Raw genomic sequence first — 25,752 nt, 5'->3', positions numbered from 1 at the left:
GTCAGAACGAGATCAGTGTTCGGAAGCGGAGCTGACGAAGACATTTCCCCTTTCTGATCTGTGGAAAGACCTTCCAGCCGTTTCAGCAGCCATGGGATCAGAACGGCCAGCCCGATCAGGCTGACCGGCAGCATGCAGACAATCAGAATCTGGATCATGCAGCACTTTTTTCCCGCGACTTCCGGCTTCCATTCTGAAAGATCATAATCCGTTTCCTTCATCACCTTCACGCTCCGCGCGGAAGCGGTTCAGCCCCCGTCGTCGCCAGCGTGTTTTCAGATCGGCGGCAGACTGGTTTTCATCTCCCTGAAGCTGCTCTGCCAGCTCCAGAAAGGCTCCGAGCAGTGTGGCCCTGTCATCGGCGGTCAGATCGACCAGACCGGCCTTCTGCACCAGTCCCCCGAGTTCGATCAGATGCCGGGTCCGCTCCCGCCGTTCCTTTGCCCAGTCCCGCATGTCGCTCCGTGCCTTTCGTGCCTGATGCCGGGCAATCAGGACGTTCTGTCTGCCAATCTGCTTTTCAAGCGTCGGAAGCTGCGTTCTGAGTGTTTTCAGTACTCTTCCGGCTGTGCTTTTTTCCGCCCGCCTGAAAGAAATCCTGTCCACGTTCGGTCCACCTCGCGACAGCTTCCGGTTTGTCACGGGTCTGCTCGACGGCGGCCAGCAGGATCCCTGCCAGAGCCTCGATGGCCAGCGTGTCCGCTCCCGTTGCCTCAACCAGCTCTCCCAGCTGGATAGTCCGCTGCGCTCTGAGCTGTTTCACTTTTTCCTGAAGGGCTTTCAGTTCGGTATCAATATCCCGCGGTCTGCGCATGTCCCTGTTCCGTTCCGTAAGGTTGTCCTGCATGAAGGTTGTCCTGCATGCCTGCGGCGCCGCGCGCCGCCCGTCACGTCTTCCTTATGACTGACCAACCGTTTACGTTTCGTTAGCGAGTGCGCGCTTATACGTCATTTCATGACGTGCGCTTTTTCGAACTGACCCGCTGACGCCATGGCGGTCTATCACTTCTCGGTCAAACTGATCAGCCGTGCGACCGGCCGGAGTGCCGTGGCTGCGGTGGCTTACCGCTCTGCGTCCCGGCTTGAAGATGACCGGTTGCAGCGGACGCATGATTTCACGAACAAGACCGGGGTCGTGCATTCGGAAATCCTTCTTCCGACTGGCGCTCCGGATCGCTGGAAAGACCGTTCGGTTCTGTGGAACGAGGTCGAGCGGACTGAAACCCGCAGAGATGCCCAGCTGGCACGGGAAGTGGAATTTGCCCTGCCCAGAGAGCTGCCGAAGCATGCGGCTATTGCTCTGGCGCAGAACTTCGTACGCGAACAGTTTGTAGCTCTCGGCATGGTGGCCGATCTCAACGTGCACTGGGATATTGGAGAAGAAGACGGGCTGCTTCGACCCCACGCCCATGTCATGCTCTCTCTGCGGGATGTTGAAGTGGTTTCCGGGCCGGACAGTGCACAGAAACGGACAGGGTTCGGTCTCAAGAATCGTGAGTGGAACAAACCGGCAATGCTGGCCAGCTGGCGGCAGCGTTGGGCCGAGCAGGTCAATGCCTGTCTGGCGGAGCATGATCTGGATCTACGCGTTGATCATCGCTCGAACGCAGCACAGGGCATCGTTCTTGAACCGCAGTACAAGCTCGGTGCTGCGGCCTTCCGGCGGAAGGAGCACGGTGAACCGAGTGAGCTGGTTGCGGAACATCTCGGAATTGCGCGCCGTAATGGCGACCGGCTGCTGGCTGAACCTTCTCTGGTTCTGGAAATCCTGACCCGGCAGCAGAGTACGTTTACCCGTCAGGACCTGGCCCGGTTTGTGGACCGTCACACGGCGGATCCGGAGCAGTTCGCGCAGGTCATGGCGAAAGTGGAAGCCTGTCCGGAGCTGCTGGTGCTCGGAAAAGATGGACGCGGTCAGGAGCGGCTCAGTACGCGTGACATGGTTGCAGTGGAGCAGCGGCTGGCAGAGATGTCTGTGACGCTTGGGCAGGCACAGGGTCATGCCGTCTCCCTGCGGGTCCGGCAGACTGCCATGCGCTCGCCCGGACTTGGAGAGGAACAGGCGCTTGCGGTGGGAGAGGTGACGAGGTCCCGCGATCTGTCTGTCGTGATTGGTTATGCCGGAACAGGCAAGAGCACCATGCTCGGTGTGGCCCGCAAAGCCTGGGAGAAGGCCGGGTATCGGGTGCGGGGTGCTGCGCTGTCGGGGATTGCTGCGGAAGGACTGGAAAGTGGATCCGGGATTGTGAGCCGGACACTGGCGTCTTTGGAATATTCCTGGGCTCATGAAGAGGATCGTCTCAAAAGTGCGGACGTGCTGGTGGTTGATGAGGCCGGCATGGTGGGATCACGTCAGATGGAGCGGGTGCTGTCTGTCGTCCGCGAAGCCGGGGCCAAGGTGGTGCTGGTGGGTGATCCCGAGCAGTTGCAGGCGATCGAGGCGGGCGGAGCCTTCCGGGCGGTGGTCGAGCAGGTCGGTGCGGTGGAGATCACGACAGTGCGCCGGCAGCATGAGGAGTGGCAGCAGGAGGCCACGAAGGAGCTGGCGACAGGCCGGACAGGATCAGCTCTGGAGCGTTATGAAACAGCCGGCCTGGTACAGGAGCATCAGACGCAGGAAGAGGCACTGTCCGGTGTGGTGGCGGACTGGGATACTGCGCGTCAGGCGCATCCCGCAGAGAGCGCGATCATGCTGGCGCACCGGAGGGTGGATGTCCGCGCCCTCAATGAGGCGGCGCGCAGGATCCGTCAGGAGCGTGGCGAGCTCGATGCGGGTGGTGAGCTTGCCGTGATGACCGCTCAGGGAGAACGGCTGTTTGCGCAGGGGGACCGGCTGTATTTTTTGCGCAATGACCGGCATCTGGGCGTGAAGAACGGAATGCTGGGGACGGTGCGGGGGCTGTTTGGTCTGGAGGAGGACAGGGTTGTTCTGTCCGTACAGCTGGATGGGCCGGACGGGACAGGCACCGGACGGATCGTGACGGTAAAGATCCGGGAATATGATGCGCTGGATCATGGTTATGCGGCGACCATTCACAAGGCGCAGGGTGTGACGGTGGACCGGACGCATGTGCTGGCGACGGGAGGCATGGACCGGCATGTGGCCTATGTGGCGCTCTCGCGGCATCGCGAGAGTGTGTCCGTCCACTGGAGCCGGGAGGATGTAGGGGGGCGGGACCTGCTGGTGGAGAGGCTGTCCCGTGAACGGCTGAAGGACACCACGCTGGATTATCCTGTCCGGGATGAAGATGCCGTATTTGCCAGACGACGTGGTGTGGATGTTTCAGAAAAGGAAATGGCCTCCGGGATCGGAAAAGAGGGTTCTGCCCCATCCCGACCCGTGCAGGAACCGGATCCGGAGCTGCCTGATCTTCTGTCTCCTGAGTTTCTGCAGGAGGGACGGGCTGAAGCCCGGAAAGTCTATGGGGACTGGCGGCGGGAGAAGGCGCTGGCCGCGCAGGCGGCACGCTGGTGTCAGGACTGGGGGCAGTCCTGGCAGGCCTATGCTCAGGCCGTTCATGATCTGATTCCCGGACAGGCCGTGTCTGAACAGGTGAAGCGGGGTCTGTCTGACTGTGCCCGTGCCCTGCAGCAAGATGATCCTCTGCGGCAGAGGGTTCTGCGGGACTGGGAGTGTCTGGATCCGGTCAGGAAAGGGGAAGCGTGGTTCAGGACTGCGGTGCGGCAGAATGTGGAGGCGTCCCGGGCGCTGTATACGGCTCTGTCTGCTCACGAACAGAGCGTTCTGGACAGGATGCGACAGCAGCGCCGGATGCTGGAGGAAAGCCGGAAGCTGCAGACCCGGCGTAGCATTCCGTATCAGCCGGAGAGGGATCGGACACCATGGTAAGTGAAACGGAACGGCGAATCTTTGGTCTGCTGGAGATGGCTGAGCGTCAGCAGGCTCTGTCCGGGGAGATGCTGCAGGACCTGAAGCGGGAGAAGGAGGCTCTGGCGCGGGAGCGTCAGGAGCAGCACGCCGTCCATGAACGCTGGAGGCGGGATGTACGGCAGGCTACGCAGACGGAAGTGCGGCGTGGTCTGGAGGACATGCTGGCGAGTGGGACGGAGGCTGTGCAGCTGACCCTCTCAGGACTGCGCTCCGAACTGAACCATCTGCCGCTACACACGAACAGGGCCGTGCAGGCGCTGGAGCGTCTGGTCCATTACGCCACCTGGGGGCTGCTTCTGCGGGTTGTGGCAGGGGTGTTGGGGCTGGGAGGCGGACTGTGGCTGATCACGTCCGGAATCCTGCTATGGCAGCAGGGGGGTCTGGTTCAGCTGGAGGACCGCAAAGCTGTGCTGTCGGAAGAGCTACGGTATATGGAGCAGCGGGAACAGGACTGGAAACAGGCCGGGATGCTGCAGGATTTGACCCGCTGCGGGCCGGAGCAGAGGTGGTGCGTGCTGACTGATCCGGAGGCCGGATCTTACGGAGATCATGGCGAATTCAAGGTGCTACAGGGAGGGTAGTTTTTAGAACTCAAAATAGTGTCGTGCTGTTCGTCCGCACCGTGGGTATAATAGGGGCCATCATGAGGAAAGTGGGCTAATATTGTCTATAATCTGAAGAGTTCTTTGACCCTTCCAGCTGAAGGGGATGTAAACATGGCAACCGGTTTCTTGGGAAAACAGGGTTGAACGAGCATTTCCACACACTGCTGCAAGGTCTTCCACGTTCGTCAAAGTTGCCACTTAGGTGTTTAGTCCCGGGATTTGATGGGTTGGATTGATGATGAATCTTTCTGGCTCTGAAGTCCAGATTTTGCAGACGTATTCGTAAGGGGTAAGGCCACTGAGGGTCTTGAGTCTTCGCCCGAAATTATAGGCTGCCATGAAGTCGTTGAGGTGTGTCCTCAACTGCTCATGACTGTCGTAATGGAAGCGTTTGACGGTTGCTTTCTTGATTGTCCGGTTCATCCGCTCGACCTGACCGTTCGTCCAGGGATGATTGGGTTTCGTCAGACGATGTTCGATCCCGTGAGCTTCGCAGATCATGTCGAAGCGCATGGGGCGAGACCAGGCCGTATTGCGGTTACGGGGCTGATCAGCGAACTGGATGCCGTTATCTGTCAGAATGGTATGGATCCGATAAGGAATGATGCTCAGGAGGTATTCGAGGAATTCCCAGGCGGTCTTCCGATCGGCTTTCTCAACCAGTTGTGTGACAGCGAACTTGCTGGTCCGATCGATGGCGACGAAGAGATACAGCTTGCCTTCAGCAGTTTGGACCTCGGCAATATCGATATGAAAAAAGCCGATGGGATAGCGTTTGAAACGCTGTCGTTTGGGCTTGTCTCTCTCGATATCCGGAAGCCGGGATATCCCGTGGCGCTGAAGGCAGCGATGCAGGGCCGAGCGTGTCAGATGAGGGATGCTGGCCTGCAGGGCATAAAGACAGTCATCCAGCGGCAGCAACGTATGCCGGCGAAACGCCACGATCATCGCTTCGTCCGTTGTGGAGAGAACCGTTGATCGCGGCTCTTTAGGGCCAGTTTTCTGATCTTCGACAGTCTGACGTTTCCGCCACTTTGCAACTGTTTTCGGGTTGATCCCGAACTCCCTGCTCAGCGCCGCGAGCGAAGCCTGCGATCGCTGTAGTGCCGCTCGCACGGCGTGCGTGGTCGTGGCGCTCCCATGACGTATCTGGCCCATAAGGCTTCCTTCCACTCTCGTGAAAATAATACCCCATCAAATCCCGGGACTAAACACCTCAGCATTCGGCGATCATCAACGCGAGGTTTACCGTGGATATTGGAAAAGAACGACTGCAGAAGCACTATCTGCCCTCTCGCTTTTGAAGCATAAAGTGGCATAATCACTGTCTAACCGGTATAAAACCGTTAAAAGTCCAATCTACGAAGTTCGAACATTCTACCTAATTCGGAGAGAAAAGTGAAAATTGCCGATTGGATGAGCCGATCTGGAGTAGCATTTGGTACGAGTGGCGCTCGTGGCCTCGTGACATCAATGACAGATGCGCTGTGTTTTGCTTACGTTGTGGGCTACCTGAAGCATATGCGAGCTCTGGGCGAGTTTTCAAATGGTATGGATGTCGCAATAGCCGGTGATTTACGTCCCAGCACACCCAGAATAATGCGAGCATGTGCCGCTGCAATAATTCAGCAGGGAGGAAAGCCTTTATTTTGCGGGCACGTACCAACACCAGCGCTCTGTCTCTACGCTTTTGGGCGCGGTATTCCGTCACTAATGGTCACTGGCAGCCATATTCCGGCAGATCGCAACGGGATTAAATTTAATCGCGCACGCGGTGAATTCCTCAAGAGCGACGAGACCCCCATGCGTGAGCAAGCAGTTGAACTGCCTGTTGGATGGTTTACCGATGCAGGAGCGTTAATTGGTGATGTTCAACTGCCTCCAGTGACCGAAGTTACGACGAGCTATATTGAACGCTATCGGGATTTTTTTGGAGCCACTGCGCTAGAGGGCATGAAACTCGGCGTGTATCAGCACTCTGCCGTCGGGCGCGATGTGCTTGTTGAGGTCGTTCGCGCTCTGGGAGCGCAAGCGATACCGCTAGCGCGATCTGACACATTTATCTCTGTGGACACTGAAGCCGTGCGTCCGGAAGATGTTACGCTGGCGAAGGAATGGGCTGCCACGGGCGAGTATGACGCAATTTTGACTACCGATGGCGATTCAGACCGGCCATTGCTGGCAGATAGCTCTGGCAACTGGTTGCGGGGCGACGTTTTAGGAATATTGGCAGCGAATTATTTGGGCGCCGTCGCTGTCGCAACACCTGTCAGCAGCAATACCGCGCTGGAGAAAATGGGATTTGCGCGCCTGGTACAGCGCACGCGCATCGGCTCACCGTTCGTTGTGGATGCTATGACAAGAGCAGGTCAACAGGGTTTGGTTCCCTCGGTGGGTTACGAAGCGAATGGAGGCTTCCTCCTCGCAAATCAGGTTGAAAAAAACAATAAAGTTCTTGATGCGCTGCCGACCCGAGATTCCGTGCTGCCCATGCTGTGTGCCTTGGTGGCGGCAAAAGTGAAGGGAAGTGGCCTTTCAGAACTGCTGGCCAATCTTCCGCCTCGTTTCACACTGAGTGATCGCCTCGCTGAACTGCCAGCCGAAAAAAGTCGTGAAAAAATTCTGGCTCTGACAGAGCAGCTGCGAACCTTGTCACACAACGTCGGATTGGCACCAGAATGCGGCAATGTCTGCGAAATAGATGAAACGGATGGGCTTCGCCTAACATTCGATAATGGTGAGATTATTCACTTCCGGCCCTCAGGGAATGCTCCTGAACTGCGCGTCTATGTCGAAGCCGATTCTCAGGAACGAGCAGCAGCTTTGCTTGCCACAGGCCTAAAATATGCATCGAATTGGCAATAATTTTTTACCTAGGTCACGTTGACAAAAGGACTATACGGTCTTCCTGAGATCTGATTCACTTTGCGCCTGTTGGATAACAGGCAGAGGGAACAGACATGGCACGAGGGGATCTGACGGATCGGGAATGGGCGATGATTGGTCCGCTTCTACCTCCTGAGCGTGGACGTTGGGCGCGTCCAGCCGGAGACAACCGCCGGTTCCTTAATGGCATGTTGCATGTCCTGAGAACTGGCTGCCCCTGGCGAGACATGCATGAGCGCTACGGCAAATGGAATTCGATCTATGTCCGGTTTCGCCGTTGGGCTGAACAGGGCGTGTGGGATGCCTTGCTGCAAACCCTGGTGGACCTGGGTCTGAGTGATGACTGGCAGCATATGGTCGACAGTACCGTGGTCCGCGCTCACTCACAGGCCACAGGCGCAAAAGGGGGGCTTATTCGGAGGGTTTTGGTCGATCACGCGGCGGCTTTACGAGCAAAATCCATGCCCGATGCGACAATCAGGGACGTCCTTTCGGCTTTGTCCTCACAGGAGGTCAGGTCTCGGATTACAAAACCACAAACACCTTGATGGCATTACCGGTTCCAAACCCCAGGGCCATGCTGGCGGACCGGGGCTATGACAGCGACAGTTTCCGTCAGGATTTGCTTTTGCGCGGTATCCTGCCGATCATTCCACCACGCAAAGGCCGAACTGCGCCGCAAAAGACAGACTGGCGACGCTACCAGGACCGAAACCGCATCGAGCGGATGTTCAACCGCCTCAAGCAGATGCGGCGCATCGCGACACGATACGATACGACAAGACTGCTCTGTCTTTCATGAGCTTCCTCAATCTCGCAGCCGCAAGGCTCTGGATTAACTCTTTTGTCAACGCGACCTAATGAATTGCTAATGCCTTCGCTTCAACATAGTGTTTCCTAAAATATTAACGCTTGCTACGTGTAAAAGCGCGGTTTGAGTTTAACGTCAGAGAGTGATCCACCTTATGAGTTCAGTAAAGTCGATCCAGAAAAGTGCTGCTTTTGGCGCCGTCGTTCCGGTTATGCTTTCCGGAGGATCAGGGAGTAGGCTTTGGCCCGTTTCACGGCGCAGCTTCCCAAAGCAATTCTGGCCGCTATTATCTGATAAGACCTTGCTTCAAGAAACGGCGCTTCGTGGCTTGGGCATTGGCCTTTCTGCACCAATTGTAGTTTGTAATGTTGAACACCGCTTCATTGTTTCTGAACAATTGCGTGAAGCCGATATAACAAAGGCGCGCGTTGTACTTGAACCTGTGGGACGAAATTCTGCCCCGGCGATCGCTGCAGCTGCTTTTTTGGTTTCTGAGACTGATCCGGACGCTATTCTGTGGATTATGGCAGCAGACGCTGCCATTCGTAAGGAAGATCTGCTGGAGGCTGCTCTGGGTTCTGCAGTCGAAGCCGCAGCTGCGGGATACATCGTCACCTTTGGCATTCAGCCGACGAAGGCAGAAACGGGCTACGGATACATCGAACGTGGTGAGGAGCTCAAGACAACACAAAATGTCTTTGAGGTCTCTAAATTCATCGAAAAGCCCGATGCTGCCCGTGCAGAAGAACTGGTAAAAGATGAACGTTTTTCCTGGAATTCGGGGATGTTTGTCGCCCGTGCGAGTGTATTGCTCAAGGAAATTCAAACTTTTGAACCCGAGGTGTACGCCGCGGTACAGGCATCGATTAAGGGTCGTGAAACGGATCTGGATTTTGAACGCCTTGATGGCGATGCCTTTGCACAATCGCCGGATATTTCTATCGATTATGCTGTTGCTGAACGCACTAAAATGGCAGCCGTCGTGCCGTCCCGCTTTGATTGGTCCGACATTGGCAGCTGGGATGCACTTTGGGAGCTAACACCCAAAGACGATCAAGGCAATGCAACTTTCGGCGACGTATTCCTTGACAGCACCAAGAATTGCTACGTTCGCTCCAACGGGGTCGTGGCGACTGTATCCGGCGTAGAAGATCTGATTGTCGTTGTCACGGAAGATGCCGTCATGGTGTCTCATCGTGACAGTGCTCAGGACGTAAAAAAGGTTGTGGCGCAATTGACGGCCGCAGGTCGTCCCGAGGCCATTAATCACAACCGTATGTATCGTCCTTGGGGTTTTTACGAGAGCCTTATCCACGGCGACCGTTTCCAGGTTAAACGGATCCATGTCGATCCCGGTCACAAGCTATCTTTGCAAAAGCATTTCCACCGCGCAGAGCATTGGGTTGTTGTCGCTGGCACAGCTGTTGTTACCCGCGATGCCGAGGAAATCATGGTGCGTGAAAACGAAAGCATCTATCTGCCACTTGGCTGCGTACACAGGTTGGAAAATCCAGGTAAGATCCCTCTGACCCTGATCGAAGTCCAATCAGGTCCTTATCTTGGCGAAGATGACATTGTGCGTATCGAAGATATTTACGCCAGAGTCTGAGGTTTTTTATCAAGAACCACTTCTTGTAGACTGCTGGCTGCGGGCTCACCCGCAGCCAGGCTCGGATTGTGATTTCCGCTCACTGGAGTGTTCATGAATATGGATCATTCAGAAGCCGCAAGTGGCACAGATAAACGCAAAGCGCGCAAGAAATCTGATACAGGATCGGTTGCAGCACAAGTCGATCTGTTAATTTTGGCAAAGCTTCTGGATGGTGTGTCGGACGGGAATGGTGCATCCATCCTGGATGCACTGAAGCAAAACCCGGCTGACATCGATCCTTTGATCAATCGGATTGCAAACAGTCGTGCGATAGAGCAGCGCAAAAAACTGACACAGACAATCGATACGATGGAAGGTGGTCGGATAGATGCCGATTTTGCCTATGTCGGTTTGCCTGCAGAAGCTCAGGAAATGGATTTCAAATCGGCCTATGACGTGCATCTTCGTCCGCGTCTAGATAAACGTGCCGATGGGTTCGCTGTTATATTCGATCGCTTGGATAAGCACTCGCGTCCATTAATCGTTGAAACGGGCTGCCTGCGGGTGCCAGATAACTGGGCAGGAGACGGGCAAAGCACGTTTCAGTTCGATTGGTACGCGCGCGAACGTCAGGGTTCTGTGTTCACCATCGATATCAATTCGGCAAGCATCGACAGCGCCAGACGTGCATGTAGCGGAACGACAAGTACAATTTTGAATGATTCACGCCCTGCATTACATGCGCTAGGGCAGAATTGCACGCGTCCTGCTTCTTTACTGTATCTGGATTCATTCGATCTTGATCTTATTGATCCAATGCCTAGTGCGATGCATCATGCAACCGAAATGATGGCGGCGAGGGGCTTGATAGGCGAAGGCACGATCATCTGTGTGGACGACTTTGATGTCCCCCCGCTAGGTGCAGGCGGCAAGGGGCTTATCGTGGACCAGTTTATGGCTTCCATCGGCGCACGACTGCTTTACTCAGGGTATCAGAAGATATGGGAACTATAGTCCCAGTCCAGATGATTCTTGTCTAAACGACCTCCACAAACGGTTCTGGCTTGTCGCTCGATGAACGGCACCCTAACGTACACCTAACCAAATTTTTTCACGATTTTCCTAAAGAGGATTGACTGCAATATGGCTCTCTTTTCCAAGACAAGGGTCACAACTCTCACACGTGAAGCAGATAAACAGCGTGACCTCCGAAATTGGGCAGAAGCAGCGGAGTTATATGGGAAGGCTCTTGATCTTCTAGGAAGTCACAAAAATCGATTTCGTTTTCTGGTTCAAAGGGGCAATTGCCTAAAAGAAGCAGGTGAACTTGATGACGCTCTTGTTGCATACGACGAAGCGCAAGCGATCAACAAATCAGATTCTGATCTTCACCTGCAACGTGGGCATCTATTTAAGTTGATGCACCGCACGAGCGAAGCCGCAGCGGAGTATCAAATGTCGTTTAATATGGATCCGACTAATGAGAATGCTCGAGGTGAGGTAGAGCGCGGCGGTAGCATCGCGGTGGTTTCAAGTGCGAAAAAACATACAAATGTCGCCTCACATACGATCTGGCTCGATGTCACAGATTTTGTCGTATATGTAAAGCATAATAATAGCCTGAGCGGAATTCAGCGTGTCATCGCGAATCTCGTCTTATATCTGAAGAAAGTTGATTTGGACGGTTATCGCGTCGTCCCGGTAATACCAGAGTACGACCAATTTAAAATATTTGCTACCTCTGCTCGTAGTTTTATCGATTTAGTTGAAGTATTTGATAATTCTTCTGTTAACAGAGAAGACATAGATTCGGCTCTAGAATTAGTCCATCGTGATAGAATTCAAGTTTTCCCAGAAAAAGACGATGTGTTTGTCGTTGCAGGAGCATTTTGGATTTATCCGCATTATGACAACATTATGCATTTACGTCAGGCTGGAATGAGGTTTGGTTTATTTATTCATGACTTGATCCAGATTCGTATGCCTGAATACGTAGCACGTGATGCAACAGATAAATTCAACGTTCAAATTTCTGATGCTCTTGATATTGCAGATTTTGTATTAGCTAACTCGGAATATGTGGCTTCTGATATCAGGGCATATCTTTCTGAAAAGAAAAATTATAATCTTCCAGTAAAGGCTGTCGTTCTTCCGACAGAATTGCGGTCTAATGAAGTAATAGATAGAATTCAAAACAGAAATATTCTAGATATTGCTCAAACTGATTATGTTATTTCAGTTTCGACGATAGAAATTCGAAAAAATCACCCCTTGTTGCTGCGGACATGGGAGAAATTGCGAGAAGAGTTCGGTGAAAAAACACCCAATCTCGTATTGGTCGGAAAGTGGGGATGGGAGATCGACGAATTCAGAAAGTATATTGAAGAAAAAGGTTATATTGGGGATTGGTTATTTATATTTAATGGAATCTCAGATAATGAGATGGAGTATCTGTACAAAAACAGTATGTTTTCTGTTTATCCAAGTTTTGCGGAAGGATTTGGACTGCCGATTGGAGAAAGTCTTGTCTACGGTAAGCCTTGTATAGCCTCTAACACCACATCGATGCCTGAAGTTGGTGGAGATTTCGTTCGATACATTGATCCGTTCGATTGGGAAGCAAGCTATCCCACAATAAGACAGGTGATTGCGGATAGAGACGATTTGGCAAGATGGCAGGATCGGGTCAAAAAAGATTTCAAGGTAAAAACCTGGCATCAGTTTAGTGCAGAATTTTATGATGCTGTCGTGGAGAATGCAAAGAACCTGCTTGGATCAGGTATTCATGCGGTGTGTTACTTGCCACAAGCAAAGTTCATCCTCGGCGGAACGCACGATATTTTGCGCATGGCACGTACCGATGAAAAAGTGATCACGTTCCGTTCTGCTCGGCATGTTTGGTGGCATCCGGCTAACCATTGGGGAGCTTGGTCTCAAAATCGTCGATCAGAAATACAGTTTATTTCTGAATGTGGTGAAGGGGATCGGGTGGAACTGTTTTTGCGCTTGCATCGCGAGTCTAATCGCGACAGCGATCCTACTGTCATTCTCAATGCAGGAGATGGGGACTACGCTTATCGATTGTCTGAGCACCCAACGGTATTTAGGTTTACAGGAATCGTGACGGGTGGAGGGGTTGTGAGAATTTTCCTCCTCGGGCGTGGAAAATTTCCATCCAATAACCAATTTATCGGGTGGAGTGGAATCGCTTATTGTAAGAGCGGAGATTCCGAGCTGCTTGCGCTGACGTACAGCTCGATAATTCCGGTGGGAAAACCTCCCCATGAGTTACCATTTATTCCCAGCATGCCGGTTGTTCTTCCTTGAAGGAAAATAACTAAAATTAGAAAGGTGGAGACAAATCATGATTCGTTACTTCTGTAAAATAATGACTGTCTCTACCCTAATTGTAGGCGCTTTTCCCAATTTCGCATCATCGAGTACATTGCCAGACTGGCATCCTTATATTTCGTCTTTGAGTGGCGATGCTGCGCCGGCGCTTCAATCCGTTATTAACATGATGTGTGGAACTAATGGAGGTACACTGGAATTAGGTGTAGGAATCTTTCATCTAAAGTCCACTGTCATAGTCAAATGTCCAATATCGATAATTGGACAAGGTTGGGAAGAAGCTCCTAAGGCAGACGAGAAGCATGGGACGTGGATAAGTATCGAAAATTCTCATAGTCCAGGGATAGTTTTCACTGGAGGATCCAAAGGGGCATCCATCCAGAAGATAGCGTTCACACAGCCTGCACAACAATTGCCAACGGTTGGGGCAACTAGTTGGCATCCGGTCCCAATGCCCCCGGTGATAATGATCAAAGATGTAAGTGGCTTAACTCAAATTCGTGATATTTATATGAACGGTGTGGATACCGGGATCGAAAGTATTAATGGTGGAAGAACGTATATTGATGGACTGTATGGGCAATTTTTTTCTTCTGCAATAAAACTATATGATGAAATGGATATTTCTAGGATTAATAATGTTCATTCATGGCCGTACTTAAGTGGAGACCCATTAGTAATTTCGTTTCAACAAAAAAATCTTAATACTATTGTTTTAGGACGTGCGGACGGAGTATTCATAGATAACGTTTTTGCATATGCCGCAAAATCGGGCGTTTTTTTTGAAAAATCAAAAAATAATGGAGCCGCAACAGGTATACAAATCGGAAAACTTGAATGTGATAGCGTACAGCATTGCGTTCAGGTGGACTCAATTGGAGCAACGATGATGATTAGCGAGATGCGTCAATTTGGGCAAAAAGGGATCGATTCAGGTTTTGCAATGGACCATGCAGATGCATTTTTTATTACGGGGGAGGCTTCGATCTTAGCAAGTAATATCGAAGCACGCATGATAGATCAGAGTTTTATAACAGCATCTAGCAATCATGAGTGCAGCAATATTCGTATAGGAAACGCTTTTTTAGACTTTAGCAAGTCAAAATCCTCTACGCACCAAATTGTTTCTCAAGATTTTTGTGGTATTCATGGCGAAAAAAACGAAATCCTTTTCGCTGTTCGACCAGCTGTATTAGGACTCCAATAACTTTGAGGGATTGAAAAATCGTTAGTTGATTTTTGATCCCTCCACCTTATTGCCAGCGATGAAATTCACCGAAATTCTTGTCCTGCCAAGTTTAATCAAACAGATTTGGTGGGACTTTATGCCGGTGACGAGACATTGACCAGATTATTGAGCGATCGTATTCGCATAGGTTGCACGTCAGAATTGATTTATGCGGTCACCATGAAAAATTGTGGGACGCTTCACGCATGAACACAGTCGACGCACTGGAAACGTGGTATCAACATGCAGTGACCAATGACTGTATATGAAACGCCTTAGACATCACGTTACGCGATTGCGGGTGTAACACCTGTCTGTTTTTTATGCGCTCACAGGCCATTAAATGTGGGATTGGTGGAGCGCCAGACAGAACGCGGTACATCGTTTGAAGTCCAACATTACCATGCCAAAGGTGTTTTGCCTTGGTCAAACGGTCATATTGTCGTACCAAAGGATCTCTACCAGTGTGTTTGTGACATGGTCAGCATGCCAAAAACCAAAAGCTTGCCCCGTTTGAGAGAAGTGTCCAGGCCGACATGAAATCACAGTCTTTGCTCTCCCTGTTCTCATTGCAGTGCCGCGTGATTGGCGCGTTGATGATGCGTGAACTGCACACGCGCTACGGTCGACACGGATTGGGTTTTTTTGTGGATTATTGGCGAGCCAATTTTATTCTGTGCAGGCGTTGCGCTAGTATGGAGCGCCATCCGTCCTGCTCATGAGCATGGCCTGCCGACTACAGCGATTGTTATTACGGGGTATGTGCCTTTAACAATGTGGCGTCATTGCTTGGCACGTTCAGTCTTAGCTTTTGAGGCCAACGGGAGCTTGTTGTTTCATAGGCAAGTGACGCCTTTAGACATTATGCTTGCTCGCGTAATATTGGAAGTTATGGGCACAATGTGCGCAGGATTATTGGTATGTGTTATCGCAATAATATTAGGTTATATGGCTCCACCACAAACTATGCACTCTTGTATCTCGGCATATTCTGTCAAATATTATTTAGCCTATCAAGCGCATTAATTGTGGCACCCCTAACTCAACGAAACGAATTACTTGAAAAATCCATCGGATTGCTTTCGTATGTTTCGCTTCCTTTGTCAGGTGCATTTGCGATGGTAGACTGGATTCCACCCCACTACCGATAGATCATGTTATTATCCCCAAGCGTGGACGCGATCGAGATGATACGTGGAGGCCAATTTGGCTACTCAGCCCATGCCCATTATGACATAATCTATACGTTGAGCGTAAATTTTTGCTTAATTTTGATCGGTTTATCGTTAACTCTTCGGGTAAAAAAATATATTCATATTGTGTAAATAGTTTATTATTTTATTTGCAAATATAAATTTTATAATTTATTTAATATTAAATGGGGGAATAGATGAAATTTGAAATATCATATGCTATTTTCTTTTAATTGATTATAAATCGATCTTGGAGGTTGATATGGAATACAAATTCAAAGAAGCAATTCGTCTAATCATATGGGATCTAGACGAAACTTTTTGGCAGGGCACTCTGACCGAGGGCGGCATACGCTACTCAGAGCATAATCATGACCTTATTATTGCCTTATCAAAAAGGGGAATAATTAATTCAATTTGCTCGAAGAATGACCATGAAGAAATTGAGAATATTCTAAGAGAAAAAAAATTATGGGATTACTTTGTGTTCCCGTCGATTAACTGGCAGGCTAAAGGGCCTAGGATTAAAGCATTAATAGACGACATTCAACTGCGCCCCCAAACAGTTTTATTTATCGATGATAACCCATCAAATATTGCTGAAGTGTATGACGCATGTCCTGGTATAAATGTAGCCACGCCAGAAATAATAAACCAGATACTGAGTATGCCTGATTTTAAAGGCAAAACCGATCCAGACATGACGCGGCTTAAAAATTATAAAGTTCTTGAAGATAAGGCAATTATCAAAAAAAGCTTTGAATCAAATCCAAACGAGTTCTTAAGAGAAAGTGAAATTACTGTTACATTTGACTATGATATAAATGCCAATATTGATAGAGCTATTGAAATAATAAATAGAACAAATCAACTGAATTTTACAAAACAGCGTCTTCCAGAAGATTTATCACAAGCTAAAGAAATTCTACATAATCAATTACGTCACCATTCATCTCATGCTGCCTTAATAAAGGTGAAGGATAAGTTTGGAGATTACGGATTTGTAGGATTTTATTTGCTCTCCAAGTCTATTTCTGAAGGTTCGAGACTAATTCACTACTGCTTTTCTTGCCGTACGTTGGGTATGTACGTCGAAAAATGGGTATATGACCAATTAGAACGCCCCAAAATTGATGTTGCCCCCCCCGTCATAACGGATCTTTTCGTAGAGTTAGACATCGACTGGATTAACACTCACAAAACATCCAACGATGACCCTCTTCAGCTCCAAAACGATCTAATGATTGTAGCCAGGGGTGGCTGTGAAATGATGTCTTTATCCCATTATTTATATTCTATAACTGACAATATTAAGGGCGAATTCAGTCAAGTTAGAGATAAAATTGAAAAACGGCTTGAGCACTCAACGTTTTATCCACACTTATTAAAATTTCAAAATGATCGAGAAAATTTCGCTGCGCTTCAGAAGTTAGGATATTCGGAAAATGAACTAACAACAGAGGTATTTTCAAAATTTTCTGGAAAAAAAGTCGTCATCTTAAGCTTGTGGTCGGATGTTTATTATCCCGCCTATAAGCACAGAATATCTGGAGAAAAAATACATTTTAGCGTCTACCCTGCATTTAGGCAGTCGTCGATTGACATTACTTCATGCAATTTAGACAATATGGATCCATCTTATAAAGGAACATGGTTTGAAGACGCCGTGAAGGAGGTTAACGAAAATTATGAGTTTATTGGTCAAGTTGGCAACGAGGAAACTTATAAAAACTTAAATTGCATTATTGATTCATTTAATAATGATGAATTATTAATTTTATTGGGTGCCAACGAAAAAAGAACTAATCCAGAAGATAAATATTCCGGAGATGAAAATATTATAAATCTTAATAATTTGTGCCGAAGTGTAGAATTTGAGAATGAAAAAGTTAAATTTATTGATATTAATCCACTTGTACAAAAATTTGGCATAACAGACGATCCAAATCATTTTCCACGTGAGTTATATTATGATTTATTTAAAATTGTTCAGTTAACTATAGAAGATTATTATAATTCATCAAAAGACATAAGCGCCTTCGATATCTTGGTATGATGTCCCCATGAACGTGAAGAGTTCGAAAAATTCTCTGATTTTGAGACCTTCTGTTTGCTTCCATTCCCCCTATGTTGATTGGGGGGAATAATGAAGCAGTCTAGCTTTTTTGATATTGAAGACTTTTTTTTATTTTTCATCTCCCAATTAACTGAGGTCACGACACGAAAGTACACTTTACGTACGCTTAGAGTGAACCAACCAAGACCGTTGAGGCTGTTCTACTGAGAGTTCGATAGACTGTCGGACGAGAGATGGAAAAGACTTCGGCTAGATCGCTAATGGAGTAATAGAGGTGGCCCCATTCGTTCGGACAGATTTGCGGGTTGAATAAGCTATCGCCCGATGTTGCTATGCCGCCAATTTCTCGTTGTTGCTGACCGACACCGCTGCCGGGGTTAACCCCGGCAGCGGTGTCGGAGCGGATCCATGATACGCCTCATCGGGCGTGCGTCCAGCGAGCGCCGAGTGTGGGCGCCGCGAATTATAATGACCAATCCATTTCGCCAGGCCGGCACGAAGTTCCGAGCCGGTCTCGAAAGCGTGGAGATACACGCATTCATATTTCAATGACCGCCAGAGCCGTTCGATGAAGACATTGTCCATCCAGCGGCCGCGCCCGTCCATGCTGATGCGGATCTGCCGGCCCTGCAGCACTTCAGTGAAGCGCGGCGTGGTGAATTGGCTGCCCTGATCCGTGTTGAAAATCTCCGGCGTCCCGTAGCGGGCCAACGCCTCCTTCAAGGCCTCGATGCAGAAGTCCGCATCCATGGTATTGGACAGGCGCCAGGCCAGAACCTTGCGCGTCGTCCAGTCCATGATCGCCGTCAGATACAGAAAACCCCGGCGCATCGGAATGTAGGTGATATCCGAACACCAGACCTGGTTGGGCCTGTCGATCGTCAGGTCCCGCAGGAGATAAGGATATGTGCGATGCTCCGGGTGGGGCACCGTCGTCCTGGGTTTCTGGTAGATCGTAACCAGCCCTATCCGGGCCATCAGCCGTCCGATCCGCTTGCGGCCTACCTCATGGCCCAGACGGCGAAGGTGCCGCGCCATCTGCCGGGCGCCATAATACGGCGTTTCCATGAACTGTTCGTCGATCAACCGCATCAGCATCAGGTTGAACGCGTTTTCGGGCGCAGGCTGATAATATACCCCAGATCGGTTGAGCCTCAGCAAGGTGCATTGCCTGACAATCGGCAAGCGGGGACGTTGCGGGTTGATCATTTCCCGCCTCTGGTCACGCCCAAGCGAACAGAGGCATCCCGCAAAAAATCCCGTTCCACCAAAAGCTGGCCGATCTTCGCATGAAGCTTCTCGACCTCGGCCGCACTCGTCGCAGGCTCCGCAACGGCCTTGCCCGAAAAGGTCGCTGCCATGCCCTCGATCGCCTGACGCTTCCACTGGGCAATCATCGTCTGATGCACACCGTGCTTCGACGCCAGTTCCGACAACGTCTGCTCGCCACGGATCGCCTCAAGAGCCACACGAGACTTGAACTCACACGAATACCGTTTCCTCGTAACCTTGCCCATCAGTCCCTGTCCTTATCCAGGCCGGGCATAGCTTATCACCCTGTCCGATTTTCCGGGGCCACCTCTGAAATACCGGTTCATCCGCAAATGGAAAACAACGCATGCCGCTGCCAGTGATGGTGCAAGGCTGCGCGAGGGCCTGCTGGATAAAGCCAATACCGCCTCAAGCGTCTGGGCCGATACCGCGTATCGCTCGAAAGCCAACGAAGACTTCATGGAAAAGCAGGGCTTTGTCTCAAAGGTCCACAGGAAAAAGCCGCATCTCAAACCGATGCCCCGGCATATTCAGAGATCCAACGTAGGAAAGTCCGTGATCCGCTCGCGTGTCGAGCATGTCTTTGCCGACCAGAAATCACAGACGGGACTGTTCATCCGAACCGTGGGTATCACCCGGGCCACCATGCGGATCGGTCTCGCCAATATCGTCTACAACATGCGGCGCTTTCTGTTCCTGGAGAGGTTGAACGCGAGCGCGTAGCTATTCAGCGGGTGCCAACCCTCGATCTGCTCAAAACGCAGACCGAAAACGACCTCAAGAACCGTCAATCAAATCGCCAAAAACCAGAAATTACTCGCCAAGGCATATCAACAAACAGTTTTTCGATCCCTCCAGATTACGTTTTCGAAGCCTCCTGCGGGGAGGGTTGGGAGGGTACACTATTACCTATAGTGTAACAGCCTGCGCCTTCCGCTCCCAGATCTGTCCGGATCACTCCTTCCCGTCCCGCTCTCACGATCTGCGGAAAAGCCCCGAAAATCCGTATCCCTGGAGAAAAAGCCCCTGACGGTTCGGATCCGGACCTGTTACACTTTTCGGGATCTGATGCCCAAAGCTCCGCAAACGGCCCCGCCCCGCCAGTTCAGCCTCTTTCCCGAGAGCGCCCGTCTGCAGCGGATTGATCCGGCGACCAACTGCTGGCGGTTCTACCGTCTGACCCTGCAGGATGATCTCTTTGGCGGCACTGTCCTTGTCCGCTCCTGGGGGCGTCTGGGGACCACCGGTCAGGAGCGGCGGGAGCGTTTCGGCGATCCGGTTGCCGCTCAGAAAGAGCTGGTCCGTTGGGTGCAGGTGAAGCAGCGTCGGGGCTATCGAGAGGACATGGACGGATGACAGCAAGCGATGTGACGGTGAAAACGAGGGCGCTGCCCTCGCGCTCCCGGCAGGAGCCTCAGGCTCCTGCACCTCGGGGATTTGACAGGAAGGGTCCGTCTGGCGGCGGCGTGACGCCCCAGGCGGGGATGCAGCTGTTTGATCCTTCTGGGGCGCGGAAATATCTCACCGTTTCCGAACGCACCGCTTTCCTGAAAGTGGCCGAGCAGGCACCGCGCGATGTCCGCACCCTTGCCATGACCCTGGCCTGGTCGGGGTGCCGCCTGTCCGAGGCCCTGGCCCTGACCGCCGACCGGGTGGATCTGGCCGGCGGCGTGCTGGTGTTCGAAAGTCTGAAAAAGCGCCAGGACGGGATCTACCGGGCTGTCCCCGTCCCCCCTGCCCTGCTCGAGGCGCTTGATCTGGTGCACGGCGTCCGCGAAGCGCAGGCGCGTCGGGACCGGGGCCGCTCCCTGCGTCTGTGGCCGGTGGCCCGAATGACCGGCTGGCGCATGGTGCACCGGGTCATGGATGATGCCGGTCTGTCCGGGCCGGCCGCCTCCCCCAAGGGCCTGCGGCATGCCTTTGGCGTGGCGGCCGTGTCCACCGGCATTCCGCTCAATCTCGTGCAGAAATGGCTCGGCCATGCCCAGCTTTCCACCACTGCCATCTACGCCAACGCCTCCGGCGACGAAGAGCAGACCATTGCAAGGAAAATGTGGTTAATCTAAAACATATTTTTAGAGACTTCTTTAAGTGCTTATTGAAGATTCTTTTAATATTAAAAGAATATCAAAAGGAGATTATATGATTCTCACTGTTGGCAACACGAAAGGCGGCGTAGGGAAAACCACTCTTGCAGTTCAAATCGCTATTTTCAGAGCGCTCCAAGGAAGAGATGTCTGGTTGATCGATGGAGATCGCCAAGGAACAGCAGCTTCTGCAATTTCTATTCGTACAGAAGCGAATCAGAACCCTGGAATTGCCTGTGCACAATATGCAGACGGTCCTACTTTACGAGGACAAATCCAACAGCAGAAAAACAAATGGGATGATATCATTATAGATGCAGGGGGCAGAGATTCTACAGCTCTACGCGCTTCATTAATTTTATCGGATATTTTGTTAGTTCCATTTGCTCCACGCTCATACGATGTGTGGGCTCTCGATGATATGGCTAAGCTAATTGATGAAGCACGCAGCGTCCGAGACGGCTTAAATTGCTTTGCTGTTATGAACCAAGCAGATCCGGGTTTGCATTCATCTGATAACTCAGAAGCAGCATCTGCTGTGTCCGAAGTGAAGCAGTTTCAATATTTAGATATGCCTATCCGGCGCCGAAAAGCATTCAGTAACGCCAGTGGGTCTGGGTTAGCTGTTTCGGAGATGCCCGTAAAAGACGCAAAGGCTTGCAAAGAGCTTGAAAAATTATCTGAATACCTTTTTAATATTAAATAAATATCATAAGGATATCAAAATGGCCATTTTAAAAAGACCCCAGAGACCAATATCTCCTTCGGTAGAGGATGCATTCATTGCGGGGGCACCGGATGGCGGGGTTTCCACAAACTCAACCCCAGAAGCATACAACAAGGGCATACCTAAAGGACATAAGCGGCAAATCAGTTTGACGATTGCCCCAGAATTACTGCAGCGCGTTGACGAAATTGCCAAAAGAACCGGTCAGGCCCGCGCAGGGATTATAAATATGGCGATTTATAGAGCCTTAGAAGGAGATGTTTTTAAGTGAATTTAATATCCAATTAGTATCGGAAGAATATCTTATGGGTATTGAAAAAGATCCATCTAGCAAAACTTTTCGCTCCGCTCCATCTGACCAAGAGCAAGGGGATTTTTTTGTTCCCGGATTATACGATCTTGCGACAAAAGATAATCGTGGCGTTATGGATGTCGCAGTATTTCGTCTGTCTAAAAAAGACAAACGCGCAAATGATGTAATGATACATCATCTCCCTGATGGTTATGTACGTATAACTAGTGGTCCTGATGGCATGGCATCTATTTGGGATTATGATATAATTTTAATGGGTATTTCATACTTAACCGAAGCAATGAATAAATATCGGTCTGGGCTAGGAGAAAAGCCTGGACGAATTTTTTCTCCTCAAGTATCAGATATATTAAAATTTTGTCGTCAATCTGATGGCGGTAGGCAATATGAAGCGGTTGAATCCGCTTTGCGGCGCCTTAAACAAACTTCTCTTGAAATAGTTCGTGGCGAAAAGAAAACTAGGGGTGGCCGTACGATCCGAGAAACTACTGGGTCTGGCTTAATAAACGATTACAAAACCATATCATATGCAGATACTGGGCGTGTAATGGCTGTAGAGATAGAGCTTCCTAACTGGCTATACTCGGCGGTAGTGGAGTCAGAAAATCCTGAAGTTCTTACCGTCCATCCAGATTATTTCCTTTTAAAACCTGGACTCGGAAGATTTCTGTATAGATTGGCAAGAGTAGCTGCTGGGAAAAATGAAGCTAAATGGTCATTCCGGTTGATTTATGAACGTAGTGGTAGCCAAGGAAATTTTAAAAGATGTTCATACGAACTTAGAGAGTTTGTTAAACGGAACGACCTACCTGAATATGACCTTCACGAAGAAAGTGGGCGAGACGGACCACTTCTAATCATGAGATACCGTTCAGAGAAGCAACATTCTTCTTTAGGTTCCTAATAGACGGAGAAGGGGCGGCTTTAAGGTGAAAAGCCTTAATCTGTCTCACCCACCTGTGAAAATTCCGTCTTTTAGGAACCAAATTCCGTCTTTTAGGAACCGATTTCCGTCTTTTAGGAACCAAACTCCGTCTTTTAGGAACCGCCCTTCTTTACAAGGCATTGATAAAAAACGGAAAAATCGACTTTTTCGCTCCTAAAACTCTTTAAAACACTTAAAACTATTTGAAACCCGAATGCATGTGGATAACTTTCCTCCTCCTGACCGAACTCTGGACGCTCTGGCCAACCGTCTGGAAGCTTCGGAAAATTATCGGGTGCTCAGACGCCTGCGTCCTTCCGTTCTGAGCCACAGACCTGAGGGCAGGGGGCTGCGCACCGGTCTATTTGTGGATCTGGAGACCACCGGTCTGAATCCTCGACAGGACGAAATTATCGAAATTGGCATGGTTCCGTTCATTTATCGCATCGACGGAATCCTGCTCGGAACCTTGCCTGCCTTCAGCCGTCTGCGAGAACCTTCCATTCCCGTACCTTCCCTTGTCCAGGATCTGACAGGGCTAACGCCCGAACGTCTGGCCGGCCAGACCGTCTCGGCTGACGACGTGGCGGCTTTCGCCCCGGATGCCAGTCTGGTGATTGCTCATAACGCCGCATTCGATCGTCCTTTCCTCGAACGTTTCTGCCCGGCTTTTGTGAACAGACCCTGGGCCTGCTCCATGGAAGACGTTCCCTGGGACCAGGCAGGCTTTGAGGGGCGCAAACTGGGGCATCTGGGTCTGCAGGCCGGATTTTTCTTTGACGGGCACCGGGCGGTGGATGACTGTCAGGCTGCCATCGCCCTTCTGGGCCATACAGGCTTCCCGGAGAACCGCTCTGCCCTATCCCTGCTACTGGAGCGTGCTAGAACAGTCTGGAAGCGTCTGTGGGCCGAATACGCGCCCTTCGAACTCAAGGACACACTCAAGGCCCGGGGGTACCGCTGGAACGACGGTTCTGATGGCCGGCCCAAAGCCTGGTTCATCGACAAACCACCTGAAGAGGCTGAAGATGAAATCTGCTTTCTCCGCACCGAAATCTATCAGCGGGAGGTGGATATCACCGTCCGCCCCGTCGAAGCGGGAGACCGCTTTACCAGTCGGGTCTGAGGCTAGGGATTCCGGGAAGTGAAACTGTAACAGAGGTTGAAACTGTCAAAGATCCAGCATTACGGACCTTTGACGGAGGGAAACGGATGGCTCCGAGAACACTGGCTCTGATAATGGCGGAATCATGCGTGGACCACGCCAAGATGGCCGCCCTAACTGCCGGAGAGACTGACCGTCAGGCCCGGGCCGGGCGAATTGCATTGCCCTGGAAAGTAAAAAGGCAAGGTCGGAAATGAGCTGTCTGATGTCAATCTTCTGCTCATACTGGCTATTGTTGCTGACGGACAGGTTTGTCCGAAAACGCCCCTGTCAGGGTTCACAACTGCGCTGAGAGTACTGGATACGGCATGGCTTCTGGTCACCTTGCCATATCGTCCAGGCTAACAGCTTTCGTTTTATATTGAAAAACCCAAGCGCTCAAGTTATGAGAGAACATGCCAACGCTTCTTCGCATCAATGGATTCCGTGTTGTGATTTACACGGCAGACCATGAACCGATGCATGTCCACGTGATCAATGCAGAGGGCGAAGCAGTGATCGTGATTGGCAGAAAAGCCCGGCTGATCCGATCAGGCGGCATGAAGGATAAGTCTATCCAGAACGCGCTTGAGATTGTTCAGGACAATGCCGGGATGCTGGCAGAAGCATGGGAGACGATACATGGCGCATGACGTGAATTATCAAGCTGCTCGTGAAGCAGGAGACCTCCACAGGACTGCTGTCCCTCATGCCGTGTCTGCACGGTTGATCCGCGCACGACGTGCTCTTCATGTCGTGCTCTCGAACGGTGTTGAAATGAGCGTGCCTGTGGATCTGTTGCAGGACCTGCAGGGGGCCTCCCTGACGGACCTGGCCGAGATCGAAATGACTCCATTGGGCACGGGTCTTCACTGGCCGCGTCTCGACGCTGACGTTCTGGTGGAGGGACTGATCCACGGCGTTTATGGCACCAGACGTTGGATGGCAGCGCAGATGGGACGTGCCGGGGGATCATCATCGAGTGAGGCAAAAGCCGCCGCTGCTCGGCGGAATGGCGCAAAGGGCGGCCGACCGAAGAAAGTGGCGTGATGCAGACGATCAGGCTGTTGATACCGATATCCTCAAGGGTAATCTTCTCATTGTGAGAAGGAAAGTCGCCCTGTCCTGATGGTGTAATGGCTTATGAAGACATCGTTTTGCACAGGACAGCCCAAACAGCATCTGGGTTTTATGACCGGAAGAATCCAGATACCGGAGGATTTTGATCGCATAGGGCAGGACGGCTTCGCCTCCCTGTTTTTCGGTCTGGAAGGTCATCCTGATGTTTCTCAGAACGACGACCAGTCCGTTCCGGATGAGCCCGGATCGGACACTGTCGCCGGAGCATAATGGGCACTGCCATGATGATGGGACTGTGACGGGCATGAGATCATCAGTTCTGTCAGAACGAGATCAGTGTTCGGAAGCGGAGCTGACGAAGACATTTCCCCTTTCTGATCTGTGGAAAGACCTTCCAGCCGTTTCAGCAGCCATGGGATCAGAACGGCCAGCCCGATCAGGCTGACCGGCAGCATGCAGACAATCAGAATCTGGATCATGCAGCACTTTTTTCCCGCGACTTCCGGCTTCCATTCTGAAAGATCATAATCCGTTTCCTTCATCACCTTCACGCTCCGCGCGGAAGCGGTT

At 51.0% G+C, this 25,752-nt stretch carries 21 protein-coding genes and 3 pseudogenes; 18 read left to right on the top strand and 6 right to left on the bottom strand.

Annotated elements, in window-relative coordinates; genetic code table 11:
* Positions 1 to 201 precede the first annotated feature (201 nt).
* Both KP701_RS14755 and KP701_RS14750 read right to left on the bottom strand, forming a co-directional pair.
* Positions 202 to 456, bottom strand: coding sequence for a conjugal transfer protein TraD (locus tag KP701_RS14755; protein WP_215747702.1), 255 nt, complete (start codon positions 454 to 456; stop codon positions 202 to 204).
* A gap of 64 nt (positions 457 to 520) precedes the next feature.
* Positions 521 to 814, bottom strand: coding sequence for a conjugal transfer protein TraD (locus tag KP701_RS14750; protein WP_215747700.1), 294 nt, complete (start codon positions 812 to 814; stop codon positions 521 to 523).
* 177 nt (positions 815 to 991) lie between these two features.
* Here KP701_RS14750 and traA point away from each other — a divergent pair, with 177 nt between their 5' ends.
* Complete coding sequence (traA, locus tag KP701_RS14745) at positions 992 to 3,850, top strand: Ti-type conjugative transfer relaxase TraA (protein ID WP_215747699.1); 2,859 nt, start codon at positions 992 to 994, stop codon at positions 3,848 to 3,850.
* Positions 3,844 to 4,473, top strand: coding sequence for a hypothetical protein (locus tag KP701_RS14740; protein WP_215747698.1), 630 nt, complete (start codon positions 3,844 to 3,846; stop codon positions 4,471 to 4,473). The genes traA and KP701_RS14740 overlap by 7 nt, the downstream gene beginning before the upstream one ends.
* A gap of 222 nt (positions 4,474 to 4,695) precedes the next feature.
* Here the strand turns inward: KP701_RS14740 and KP701_RS14735 are convergent, their stop codons facing one another.
* Positions 4,696 to 5,655 carry an IS481 family transposase gene (locus KP701_RS14735; RefSeq protein WP_215747697.1) on the bottom strand — a complete coding sequence of 320 codons (960 nt, stop codon included), beginning with the start codon at positions 5,653 to 5,655 and terminating at the stop codon, positions 4,696 to 4,698.
* 258 nt (positions 5,656 to 5,913) lie between these two features.
* Between KP701_RS14735 and KP701_RS14730 the strand changes: the two genes are divergently transcribed.
* From KP701_RS14730 to KP701_RS14695, 7 genes and pseudogenes are all read left to right on the top strand, one after another.
* Positions 5,914 to 7,362 carry a phosphomannomutase gene (locus KP701_RS14730; RefSeq protein ID WP_215747706.1) on the top strand — a complete coding sequence of 483 codons (1,449 nt, stop codon included), beginning with the start codon at positions 5,914 to 5,916 and terminating at the stop codon, positions 7,360 to 7,362.
* Between the two features lie 95 nt (positions 7,363 to 7,457).
* Positions 7,458 to 8,185 (top strand): annotated as a pseudogene (locus KP701_RS16605) (IS5 family transposase).
* 163 nt (positions 8,186 to 8,348) lie between these two features.
* Positions 8,349 to 9,803, top strand: coding sequence for a mannose-1-phosphate guanylyltransferase/mannose-6-phosphate isomerase (locus tag KP701_RS14715; protein WP_215747693.1), 1,455 nt, complete (start codon positions 8,349 to 8,351; stop codon positions 9,801 to 9,803).
* Positions 9,804 to 9,896: 93 nt separating this feature from the next.
* Positions 9,897 to 10,799, top strand: a complete 903-nt coding sequence (locus KP701_RS14710; protein ID WP_215747692.1) for a hypothetical protein — start codon at positions 9,897 to 9,899, stop codon at positions 10,797 to 10,799.
* A 129-nt stretch (positions 10,800 to 10,928) separates the two neighbouring features.
* Positions 10,929 to 13,112, top strand: a complete 2,184-nt coding sequence (locus KP701_RS14705) for a glycosyltransferase family 1 protein (protein ID WP_215747690.1) — start codon at positions 10,929 to 10,931, stop codon at positions 13,110 to 13,112.
* A gap of 37 nt (positions 13,113 to 13,149) precedes the next feature.
* On the top strand, positions 13,150 to 14,343 hold the full coding sequence (locus tag KP701_RS14700) for a hypothetical protein (protein ID WP_215747689.1): 1,194 nt from the start codon (positions 13,150 to 13,152) through the stop codon (positions 14,341 to 14,343).
* A gap of 1,476 nt (positions 14,344 to 15,819) precedes the next feature.
* The gene (locus KP701_RS14695; protein ID WP_215747688.1) at positions 15,820 to 17,613 is read left to right on the top strand and encodes an HAD-IIIC family phosphatase; all 1,794 of its coding nucleotides are present in this window, start codon (positions 15,820 to 15,822) and stop codon (positions 17,611 to 17,613) included.
* Between the two features lie 187 nt (positions 17,614 to 17,800).
* Here the strand turns inward: KP701_RS14695 and KP701_RS16600 are convergent.
* Positions 17,801 to 17,902, bottom strand: a pseudogene (locus KP701_RS16600) (recombinase family protein); the annotation flags it as partial.
* A 62-nt stretch (positions 17,903 to 17,964) separates the two neighbouring features.
* A protein-coding gene (locus KP701_RS14690; RefSeq protein ID WP_215747687.1) for an IS3 family transposase occupies positions 17,965 to 19,151 on the bottom strand; the annotation gives its coding sequence in 2 pieces (ribosomal slippage) (positions 17,965 to 18,881 and positions 18,881 to 19,151; 1,188 coding nt in all).
* A 79-nt stretch (positions 19,152 to 19,230) separates the two neighbouring features.
* Between KP701_RS14690 and KP701_RS14685 the strand changes: the two are divergent.
* From KP701_RS14685 to KP701_RS14645, 9 genes and pseudogenes are all read left to right on the top strand, one after another.
* Positions 19,231 to 19,629 (top strand): annotated as a pseudogene (locus tag KP701_RS14685) (transposase); the annotation flags it as partial.
* Positions 19,630 to 19,974: 345 nt separating this feature from the next.
* Entirely contained in the window at positions 19,975 to 20,262 is a 288-nt protein-coding gene (locus KP701_RS14680) for a WGR domain-containing protein (protein ID WP_194258377.1), read from the top strand.
* A gap of 128 nt (positions 20,263 to 20,390) precedes the next feature.
* A complete protein-coding gene (locus tag KP701_RS14675) occupies positions 20,391 to 20,972 on the top strand; it encodes a site-specific integrase (protein ID WP_215747704.1) in 582 nt (193 codons plus the stop codon).
* A 25-nt stretch (positions 20,973 to 20,997) separates the two neighbouring features.
* Positions 20,998 to 21,699 (top strand): AAA family ATPase, encoded by a 702-nt coding sequence (locus tag KP701_RS14670; protein ID WP_371819003.1) that lies wholly within the window; start codon positions 20,998 to 21,000, stop codon positions 21,697 to 21,699.
* Complete coding sequence (locus KP701_RS14665; protein WP_231100490.1) at positions 21,662 to 21,991, top strand: ribbon-helix-helix domain-containing protein; 330 nt, start codon at positions 21,662 to 21,664, stop codon at positions 21,989 to 21,991. The genes KP701_RS14670 and KP701_RS14665 overlap by 38 nt, the downstream gene beginning before the upstream one ends.
* 34 nt (positions 21,992 to 22,025) lie before the next feature.
* Positions 22,026 to 22,937 carry a replication initiator protein A gene (locus tag KP701_RS14660; protein WP_252345660.1) on the top strand — a complete coding sequence of 304 codons (912 nt, stop codon included), beginning with the start codon at positions 22,026 to 22,028 and terminating at the stop codon, positions 22,935 to 22,937.
* A 235-nt stretch (positions 22,938 to 23,172) separates the two neighbouring features.
* Positions 23,173 to 24,084, top strand: a complete 912-nt coding sequence (locus KP701_RS14655) for a 3'-5' exonuclease (protein ID WP_215747684.1) — start codon at positions 23,173 to 23,175, stop codon at positions 24,082 to 24,084.
* Positions 24,085 to 24,518: 434 nt separating this feature from the next.
* Positions 24,519 to 24,755, top strand: a complete 237-nt coding sequence (locus KP701_RS14650; RefSeq protein WP_062446233.1) for a DUF4160 domain-containing protein — start codon at positions 24,519 to 24,521, stop codon at positions 24,753 to 24,755.
* On the top strand, positions 24,745 to 25,152 hold the full coding sequence (locus KP701_RS14645; protein WP_081108363.1) for a DUF2442 domain-containing protein: 408 nt from the start codon (positions 24,745 to 24,747) through the stop codon (positions 25,150 to 25,152). Before KP701_RS14650 ends, KP701_RS14645 begins: the two co-directional genes overlap by 11 nt.
* A gap of 239 nt (positions 25,153 to 25,391) precedes the next feature.
* Here KP701_RS14645 and KP701_RS14640 read toward each other — a convergent pair.
* Positions 25,392 to 25,752 (bottom strand): hypothetical protein (locus tag KP701_RS14640; RefSeq protein ID WP_215747683.1); only part of this gene is annotated, 361 nt, incomplete at its 5' end.

The organism is Gluconobacter sp. P1C6_b, from assembly GCF_018811945.1.
Lineage (GTDB): Bacteria > Pseudomonadota > Alphaproteobacteria > Acetobacterales > Acetobacteraceae > Gluconobacter.
Note: the sequence above shows the minus strand (reverse complement) of the source record. Positions and strands in the feature narration are given on the sequence as shown.